The sequence below is a fragment of the Janthinobacterium sp. UMAB-56 genome (genome assembly GCF_900095265.1).
Lineage (GTDB): Bacteria > Pseudomonadota > Gammaproteobacteria > Burkholderiales > Burkholderiaceae_D > Janthinobacterium.
The window spans coordinates 399,054-407,686 of sequence record NZ_LT607654.1; the positions used below are offsets into that span (position 1 = coordinate 399,054).

General features: G+C 63.3%; 9 protein-coding genes. 7 read left to right on the top strand and 2 right to left on the bottom strand.

The window, feature by feature from the left end; translation table 11 throughout:
- Positions 1 to 476: hypothetical protein (locus tag K0F85_RS10400; protein WP_219115957.1), on the bottom strand; the 476-nt coding region annotated here is incomplete at its 3' end.
- A gap of 386 nt (positions 477 to 862) precedes the next feature.
- Between K0F85_RS10400 and K0F85_RS10405 the strand changes: the two genes are divergently transcribed.
- The 6 genes from K0F85_RS10405 (at position 863) to K0F85_RS10430 (ending at position 5,802) form a co-directional block, all read left to right on the top strand.
- Positions 863 to 1,927 carry a hypothetical protein gene (locus tag K0F85_RS10405; protein ID WP_257572668.1) on the top strand — a complete coding sequence of 355 codons (1,065 nt, stop codon included), beginning with the start codon at positions 863 to 865 and terminating at the stop codon, positions 1,925 to 1,927.
- Positions 1,924 to 3,624: a single-stranded-DNA-specific exonuclease RecJ gene (gene recJ, locus K0F85_RS10410; RefSeq protein ID WP_219115959.1), complete on the top strand. Its 1,701-nt coding sequence runs from the start codon at positions 1,924 to 1,926 to the stop codon at positions 3,622 to 3,624. The genes K0F85_RS10405 and recJ overlap by 4 nt, the downstream gene beginning before the upstream one ends.
- Positions 3,625 to 3,672: 48 nt before the next feature.
- The gene (fos, locus tag K0F85_RS10415) at positions 3,673 to 4,083 is read left to right on the top strand and encodes a fosfomycin resistance glutathione transferase (protein ID WP_219116061.1); all 411 of its coding nucleotides are present in this window, start codon (positions 3,673 to 3,675) and stop codon (positions 4,081 to 4,083) included.
- 206 nt (positions 4,084 to 4,289) lie between these two features.
- Entirely contained in the window at positions 4,290 to 4,727 is a 438-nt protein-coding gene (locus K0F85_RS10420) for an MbcA/ParS/Xre antitoxin family protein (RefSeq protein WP_219115960.1), read from the top strand.
- 2 nt (positions 4,728 to 4,729) lie between these two features.
- Positions 4,730 to 5,428 (top strand): RES family NAD+ phosphorylase, encoded by a 699-nt coding sequence (locus tag K0F85_RS10425; protein WP_219115961.1) that lies wholly within the window; start codon positions 4,730 to 4,732, stop codon positions 5,426 to 5,428.
- A 53-nt stretch (positions 5,429 to 5,481) separates the two neighbouring features.
- Positions 5,482 to 5,802 carry a DUF2288 domain-containing protein gene (locus K0F85_RS10430; RefSeq protein WP_219115962.1) on the top strand — a complete coding sequence of 107 codons (321 nt, stop codon included), beginning with the start codon at positions 5,482 to 5,484 and terminating at the stop codon, positions 5,800 to 5,802.
- Between the two features lie 3 nt (positions 5,803 to 5,805).
- Here the strand turns inward: K0F85_RS10430 and K0F85_RS10435 are convergent, their stop codons facing one another.
- Complete coding sequence (locus K0F85_RS10435; RefSeq protein ID WP_257572669.1) at positions 5,806 to 7,944, bottom strand: TonB-dependent siderophore receptor; 2,139 nt, start codon at positions 7,942 to 7,944, stop codon at positions 5,806 to 5,808.
- Positions 7,945 to 8,101: 157 nt separating this feature from the next.
- Between K0F85_RS10435 and K0F85_RS10440 the strand changes: the two genes are divergently transcribed.
- Positions 8,102 to 8,633 (top strand): hypothetical protein (locus K0F85_RS10440; protein WP_219115963.1); only part of this gene is annotated, 532 nt, incomplete at its 3' end.

Sequence of the window (8,633 nt, forward strand, 5' to 3'; positions counted from 1 at the left end):
ACCTGGCCGGCGGTCGTCGTGTTGGTGATGACGACCGATTTGAAACCATCGTGCTCCACATCATCGTGGAAGCCGAAATCACTTTCGCTGAGCACAACGCTGGAGCCATCGACCAGATTAAAGGTCTTGTCTGCCGCGTCGGGCGCGTCGTTGACGGGATCGATGATCACTTGCAATTCCAGCTGAACGATGTCGCCATTGCCCTTGTCTATCGTCACCTGAATGGTCGAGAAATTGCCGTTGTAATTGGCCGCCCAGTCGCCGGGACGCACATACACGGTGTCTGAGTCCAGCATGCCGAACAGGGGTGTGTTGCTGGTCGATTCCGTATCATCGGGCAACAGAACGGTGAAATTCTTGATGCTCAGCTCGCCTTGTGCCGTGTAGCCGGCCTGTATCAACAAGTCGCGGATGTCAAAGTTCTTGTTAATGTCTTCACACACGTGAACCGTGGTCGACAGATTGTAGGTAGTCATGCGGCCTCCTGGCGATGCGCAACGGTGGCGGCAGGAGTGGAAACGTGGGAGGCCAGGGCGCAATTAGCCTGGCCGCGCAAAGCGGCGAATGTATACATGGGTGGGCTTCCAAGAAAGAAACTTGTTTAAAAAATGAAGCCGGCAGCATCTTGTATACAATTTCGAGGGACACAGAAGCCAAGCGACGCAACCACACGGCAAGGGTATGATTGTCTTTCTGACATTTAAGTTAGCGCAATTATATCGTTTAAATTTGCAAAAGCAAATTGTTTTCCTTAAATAATAAGTAAATTAAGATAAGTTATGTGTTTTTTTGATACCATCCCTGTTCGGCAAAGATTGCATGCCCCTACTCTGGCATGGCCACAATCGCCTACAATCTCGGGATGAATCAACTTACCCTCGTCCTGCCCTTCGCCTTGCCCAATGCCGAACTGGCTGCCGACCTGCTCAAGGTCTTGCAGGCGCCTGCCCTGGCGGCCCTGCTGTCGCGCACCTCCGCTTGCAATTTGGAAACTTTTGATAGTGCCAACCGCCTGCTGCCGCATGAAGCGTGGCTGGCGCACGCGCTGAAGCTGTCGCCTGTGCCCAACGGCGAGGCCGCGCAGGCAGCCTTTGCAGCCGAGGCCATGCGCGGCTACGGCTTGGTGCCGAAAGCGGGCAGGCGCTACTTCCTGCTGCATCCGGCCCACCTGGCCATTGCGCGCAGCCATATCAGCCTGGAGGACTTGCGCCAGCTCAAGCTGAGCGAAACCGATGGCCGCGCCCTGTTCGACATTGCGGCCCCGTATTTCGACGAGATCGGCCAGCCCCTGTCGTATGGCGACGCAGGCACCTGGTTCATGCGCGCCGACGCCTGGAGCGACTTGCAGTGCGCCACGCCGGACGCCGCCACCACGCAAGACCTGTCCGTCTGGATGCCCGAAGGCGAGCACGCGCGCGCCGCGCGCCGCCTGCAAAACGAAGTGCAGATGCTGTGGCATGAGCACCCCGTCAATGCGGCGCGCGAAGAGCGGGGCTTGAAAGCCATCAACTCCTTCTGGCTCTGGGGCGCCAGCCTGGCCACGGCCGCATCTGCACCTGCATCGGCGCGCGGCGCCGCCAGCCTGCATACCAAGGACGCGCCAGGCTGGCTGGCGGCACTGGCGGAACCATCACGGCGCGATGCCAGTCCAAGCAGTGTGCTGGCAGGTCAAGCCGACGCAGTCGTCGTGCTGGGCGGCCTGATCGAAGCGGCGCAGGCGCAGGAGTGGGGCATGTGGCTGCAACAGTTGCAGGCACTGGAAGCAGACTGGTTCGCGCCCCTGCTGGCGGCCGTGAAAGATGGCCGGCTTGGACAGTTGCGCCTGGTGCTGAGCCACCGCGACGCCTGGCTGGCTAGCAGCACCAGCAAGCATGCACAGCGCAAATTCTGGCGCGCGATTACCCTGAACAAGTTGAAAGCATCATGACACGTACCCGCATCGCCACCCGTCCCTGCCCTTACCGCGCATCCGAACTGCTGCGACAGGGTGGCATCCACCCCGTGCTGGCCCGCCTGTACGCCTCGCGCGGCCTGTCCGACGCGCAAGAACTGTCGAGCGAACTGGCGTCCCTGATGCCGCCGTCCGGCTTGCTGCACATTGGCGCAGCCGGCGTCTTCCTGGCCGACGCGATAGCCGCCAGGAAACGCATGGTCATCGTCGCCGACTACGATTGCGACGGCGCCACCGCCTGCGCCGTGGCCATTCGCGGCTTGCGCGCCATGGGCGCCGACGTCGATTTCATCGTGCCCAACCGTTTTGAATACGGCTACGGCCTGACGCCGGAAATCGTCGAACTGACGGCGCGTGAAAAGTCCCCGGACATCATCATCACCGTCGACAACGGCATCGCCAGCATCGATGGCGTGGCCGAGGCCAACCGGCGCGGCATCCAGGTGGTCGTCACCGACCACCATTTGCCGGCCGACACCCTGCCCGACGCAGCCGTCATCGTCAATCCGAACCAGCCCGCCTGCGGTTTCCCCAGCAAGCACCTGGCGGGCGTGGGCGTGGTGTTTTACGTCTTGCTGGCCCTGCGCGCCGAAATGCGCCGGCGCGGCATCTTTGATGCGCAAACGCAACCCAAGCTCGATAACCTGCTCGACCTGGTCGCGCTGGGCACGGTGGCCGACGTGGTGCGCCTCGATACGAACAACCGCATCCTCGTCGCGCAAGGCTTGAAACGCATGCGCAAGGGCAATATGCACGCGGGCGTGGCCGCCCTGTTCCGCGTGGCGGGCCGCGAAGCGCGCAGCGCCACGCCGTTCGACCTGGGCTTCGCGCTGGGACCGCGCCTGAATGCGGCAGGCCGCCTGCAAGACATGTCGCTGGGCATCGAATGCCTGATCACGGACGATGAAGGCCGTGCCTGGGCGCTGGCGCAGCAACTCAACGACATCAATCTGAAACGCCGCGAAATCGAGGCGGAAATGCAAGATACGGCCTTGCTGCACCTCGACGATTTCGAACCGGCCAACAGCAGCACCATCAGCGTCTTCGATGCATCCTGGCACCAGGGCGTGATCGGCATCGTTGCCTCGCGCCTGAAGGAAAAGTTTTATCGCCCGACCATCACGTTCGCGCCGGGCGCGGACGGCTGGATCAAGGGTTCGGGCCGCTCGATTCCCGGTTTTCACTTGCGCGACGCGCTCGATCTGGTCTCGAAACGGGCACCGAGCCTGATCGACAAGTTCGGCGGCCACGCCATGGCAGCGGGCTTGACCATCCGCGCCGACGCCTTCGAGGCGTTTAGCCAGGCTTTCGAAGCGGTGGGCCAGGCCTGGCTCAGCCAGCAGCAGCTGGAAAGAGTCGTGGAAACGGACGGCCCGCTGGAAGACGCCTACTACACGACGGCCTTCATCGAACTGATGGATGGGCAAGTGTGGGGCCAGGGCTTCGCCCCGCCCGTCTTCTGTGACGAATTCCGCGTCGTCAGCCAGCGCATCCTCAAAGAGCGCCATTTGAAACTGCTGCTGGAAAAGAACGGCGTGCGCTTCGACGCCATCTGGTTCGGCCACACGGACGCCCTGGGCGAACGCACGAGGGTCGCCTTCCGGCTCGATGCGAATGAATACAATGGCACGACGAAGGTGCAGCTCATGGTGGAGCATGCAGAGCCTGTCTGACGGCACTTGCCCAAACCCATGGGCCACCTTCATGACACATTCCACGCCATGTTGACCGGCCTGAACCACCTCACCCTGTCCGTGAGCGACCTGGCGCGCAGCGTCGACTTTTACCGCAACACCTTGGGCCTGCGCCTGCATGCGCGCTGGGACAGGGGGGCGTATCTGTCGGCAGGGGATTTGTGGCTGTGCCTGTCGCTGGATGCGGGGGTAGCGGGCGCCATGGATGGCCGCTACACGCACTATGCCTTTTCCATCTCGCAACAAGACTTCCCCGCCTTTGCCGCCCGGCTGCGCGCCAGCGGCGTGCCAGAATGGCAGCAGAACCGCAGCGCCGGCGATTCCCTGTATTTTCTCGATCCGGATGGCCACCAGCTGGAAGCCCATGCGGGCAGCCTGGCGCAGCGGCTGGCGGCCTGCCGCGCAGCGCCGTATTCAGGCATGGCGTTCGAGGATTGATGCTTGAAACAGCCTATTTCATCAATTCGCCTGATCAAGCTGGCAAGATTTCCTCCTGGAAAAGGCGAATACGCTATCTATATATCAACGGGGCGCAGCGGGACTCACGTCCTGGCGCGCCCCGTTTTTCCTGCGCGCGGCCCTTGCAATGAATCCTAAAAAGGAGTATATCTAGTCCATAAACGGAGTTTTATCGGAGGAGTACCATGAATCTCGCCTACGCCTATCCCAAGAGCCGCTTCGAGCCGGCCGTGCTCGTCGACCTGAATGCCAAAGCCGAGCGCGAACGCCTGTCGCAAGCGGCACTGAAGGGATTTTTCAAGCTGGCCGCCGCCTGGAAGTTGCGCGACGACGATGCCCGCGAATTGCTGGGCGGCCTGTCCAGCAGCGCCTATTACGAGTGGAAGAAGCACCCGGACCGCGTGCTGGAAGTGGACCGCATCACGCGCATTTCCTACTTGCTGGGCATCTACAAGGCCTTGCACATCCTGTACGGCGACAAGCTGGCCGACGCATGGGTGAGCTTGCCCAATAAAAATCCCGTGTTTGGTGGCCGCACGCCCCTGTCGCAGATGCTGGCCGGCGGCTTGCTGGCCATGCAGACGGTGCGCAAGCTGCTCGATGCGCGCCGCGGAGGGCTGTAATCGTGCCCGCCGCGCCGAATGACGAACTGCCGCCGCTGGCCGCCCTGCGCCAGATCGACACTTGCCGTCTGATCCCCTCGCGCTTCGCCGACATGGAAGACTCCGTGCTGGCGCCCCTGGCCGAGGACGACGCTCACCTGCGCGAGCTGTTTGAACTCGATAACGCCACCAACGCGCGCCTGGTGGCCGAGTATGGCGGCGCGCCAGGAATTGGCGTGGACGAGCTGGTATTTGGCGTGCCAAACTTCCGCATCATCAACGCCGCCTACACCTACGCCCGGCCGGAAGGGGCGCGTTTCAACGATGGCGAGCGGGGTGCCTGGTATTGTGCCTTCGACATGCCAACGGCGCTGGCCGAGATCATTTTCCATAAAACCGTGGAATACCAGGAAATCGACTATTTCGACGACAGCGTCAGCTACCAGTCGCTGCTGGCCGATTTCTCCGCCAGCTTCCACGACCTGCGCGGCCAGGAGCGCTACCAGGCTTGCCTGGACCCGGCCAGTTACATCGCCTCGCAAGAGCTGGCCGCCATCCTGCTTGAATCAGGCTCCATGGGCGTGATCTTCCCCAGCGTACGGCACGCCAGCGGCACCAACCTGGCCTGTTTCCGCCCTGCCCTGGTGGGCAATGTTCGCAAAGGGGCCGCCTATCGGTTAACATGGCAGGGAACGCCGACGCCGCGCGTGGAAGCCGTGTAAGGCAAGCCAGCCGCGCGCAATGGCACCCGACTCACCGAACATTGATATTTCGCATGCAAACCAATCCTGAAAAAGACACCGAACTGCGCCTCAAAGTGAACAGCGAAACGGCCCGCCTGGCCTGGAGCGAACTGGAAAAGCACTTCGCCCAGGGCAACGTCGTCTGGGTCGCCAATGAGCTCGACCTGGTCGAAGTGGCAGTGCGCATCTCGCACGACGACAAGGCGACCATCGCGCAATGGATGGCCGATGTCAAAGTGGCCAAAGTGTCTGACCAGCAGGCGCTGGACTGGCAAGCCGCCGACGCGGCACTGTGGGCTGTCGTCGTCAGCCCGTTCATCCTGGTGCAGCAGGAAAAGCCCACCAGACACTGATGCTTACAGGCTGCGCTCGAACATCAGGCGCAGCGACGCGCTGCCATCGAGGCTCGTCAGGCTGTCGCTGCGGCCCACCTCATCGACATAGGATAGCCCTTGCTCCTGCTGCTGATGCAGCAAATTGGCCGCCGACAGGCGCACCCGCGTTTTCGCGTCCGGCTGCCACAGCGCATACGCGTCGAGAGTGCGCCGCACGCCCGCATGGCTGCTGGCGTGCGCGTCGAGCCGCGCCAGGCCGCCCGTCTGCACATGCAGATTGCCGCCCATGCTCATCCCCGGCGAGAGCCGGTAATCGAGTCCCAGGTTGAGCGTGGCCGGCACCTGACTGGCCAGACGGTTGCCGGGACCCGGCACGGCGGCGACGCTGGACCAGTTGCGCCCCGCATTGGCGCGCACGTCGATATCGGGCGCCTGCGCCCACCAGGTCCGCACGGGGAATTTCACATCCATTTCGATGCCGCGCAGCGTGGCAGTGCCATTGTTGAACGGGCTGGCGGTCCAGATGCCACCGTGCTGGAACAAACGCTGCACGGTGACGTCGCTGATGCGCCGCGCGTATGCCGACAGGCTGGCCACGCCGCTCTTGCCAAAATAGCTCTCCCAGGCAGCGTCCAGCCCCCACGCCAGTTCCGGGCGCAGGTCGGGATTGCCCTGGAAATCGGGATTATTGGCGCCGTTGCCATTATTGACGGTATAGCGGCGCGGCACCAGGTTGCGCGTGGTGGGTGCCTTGTAGGTGCGCGCCAGCGCCAGGCGCAGCTGGTCGCGTTCCTGCTGCGGCGGTTTCCACAGCAACTGTGCCACGGGACTCCAGACGCCGGCCCGCGTACGCACTTCGCTCAGGGTGCGGCCCTCGGTCGCCGTCTGCAAACCTTCCCAGCGCACGCCTGCATACATTTGCAGGCGCGGCGTCAGGTCCCATTCATCCTGCACATACAGTGCCAGGCGCCGCACGTCAGCCGTGTAGTCTTCATCGAGCGCGTACGGCGCGCCACCGGCAAGGTACGTGTCGCGCTGGCGGCGCGATTCGCTGCGGCGTATCAGGCTGCCATCCCAGCCCACGCTCAGCGCATGCCCGCCGCCCAGCCGGCCCAGGTATTTGCCGCTGCTGTTGACGCTGTCGTCGATGGCATCGGACACGACGCCGCGCAGCAGCAGGGGCGTGCCATCGGCCGCCGCGCCATGGAACGCGTAATCCGTATCGCGCCGGTTGTGGTTGGCGCCCAGCCTGGCCGTCAGCTTGCCCGCCGTTCCCAGCGCGTGCGCCCAGTTCACGTCGTTGCGCGCCGAAAACACGCTCGCTTGCGAAGTGGCGCCATTGCGCGGATACGCCGTAGGCATGCCCAGCCAGGCCGTTTCGCTGGCCACGCCGTCAAACCCCGTGCGGTACCAGTCCAGCAGGCCTTGCCAGGTAATGGTATCGCCATTATCCAGGGTCCAGTGCAGGCGCGGCGTCAGGCTGGCCTTGTTGACGGAGGAGGCATTGCGCGTGCGCGTGGCGCGCCGCGCCAGCAGCGTGCCGGCCGGATCGGACGCTGTTTCAATCGTCCTTCCCGCCACGTCATCGGCCGTGCGCTCCAGCGCGCCCGTCAGTGCATAGGCGAAACCGGGCAGCTTATCCGCCACGCGCAGGGACGCGGCAGGCTGCCAGCGCCCGTCGCCCCGGCCCGCGCCCAGTTTCCATTCGCGCTCGGCGCCGCTGGCGCCCTTGCGCAAGACGACATTGATGCTGCCGGCGACGGCTTGCATGCTGTATTCGGCCGTCGCGCTGCGTAAAATCTCGATGCGCTCGATCATCTCAGGGGCAACCGACTCGATGGAAAATCCGGGTGGCGCGGGGTCGCCGTTGATCAGCATTTGCGTGTAGCCGGCGCCCAGGCCGCGCAAGCGCACCTCGCCGCCGACGACGGAGACGCCGGGTTGGCGTTTCAGTACGGCCGCCAGGCTGCTGTCGCCATACTGGACCAGGTCGTCGCGGCTGACGATGATCTTCGCGGCCGTACCGTCGCGCCGCTGCAGCACGCCGCTGGCGGCCGAAATTTCCACTTTCTGCAGCGGCGCATCCTCGGCGCAGGCAGCAGTGGGCAAAAGCAGCATAGGCAGAAAAAGGAAGGGAAAAGTCGGACTGGCGCTGCGCATGATGCCTTTTCTACACTGCGAAAATGAAGCGCGCAGTGTAGCGGATTTGACTAGTTAGAACCAGCTTGGCGATACACGCCTGCGGCAGGCAGTGTATACGAAGGCAATACCAATCGGTTAACATGGCGGCCACCCATTGATAAACAACTGATTGCACATGCAAACCAAGCCGCATCCCCCTCTCCTTCGCCTGCGCACGCTTATCACTACGGAAGCCCTCGAACGCATGGCGCCCGAACTGGAAGCAGCGTTTCACGCCAGGCTGCTGGCGAACAGGGTACGCGGCGGCGTCGAGCAACGCTTGCAGGCCAGCGAGCGGCAGATGCAGCAGGCGTTTGCGCAGGCGCCCAGACTCCATGCCGTCATGGTGTGGGGCAGCGTGATCGGCCTGGTGACGGCACTGGCCTTTGCCGCTAGCGGCGGCCTGCTTGTGCACGGGGTTCGGCTGGACCTCGTTTGCCTGGTTTTTTCCGGACTGATCTTTGCCTTGCTGGTGCTGGTGCAGCGCGTGATCCGCTGGCAGCAGTTGCCGTGGGAATGGCTCTGGCGCACGCTGGCACGGCGCCTGGTCACCCAACAGCTGAAAAGCGCGCGCGCACTGGCGCCGTTCGAGGCGCAGTACGATATTGATGATCTCGGTGACAAAGGCAAGACAGTCACCTATACACGCATCACAAAGTCCACCACCA

Excerpts from the sequence above, each read along its gene's own strand:
- K0F85_RS10405 (WP_257572668.1), top strand. The coding sequence starts at position 863 with ATGAATCAACTTACCCTCGTCCTGCCCTTCGCCTTGCCCAATGCCGAA.
- fos (WP_219116061.1), top strand. The coding sequence starts at position 3,673 with ATGTTGACCGGCCTGAACCACCTCACCCTGTCCGTGAGCGACCTGGCG.
- K0F85_RS10430 (WP_219115962.1), top strand. The coding sequence starts at position 5,482 with ATGCAAACCAATCCTGAAAAAGACACCGAACTGCGCCTCAAAGTGAAC.
- recJ (WP_219115959.1), top strand. The coding sequence starts at position 1,924 with ATGACACGTACCCGCATCGCCACCCGTCCCTGCCCTTACCGCGCATCC.
- K0F85_RS10435 (WP_257572669.1), bottom strand. The coding sequence starts at position 7,944 with ATGCGCAGCGCCAGTCCGACTTTTCCCTTCCTTTTTCTGCCTATGCTG.
- K0F85_RS10420 (WP_219115960.1), top strand. The coding sequence starts at position 4,290 with ATGAATCTCGCCTACGCCTATCCCAAGAGCCGCTTCGAGCCGGCCGTG.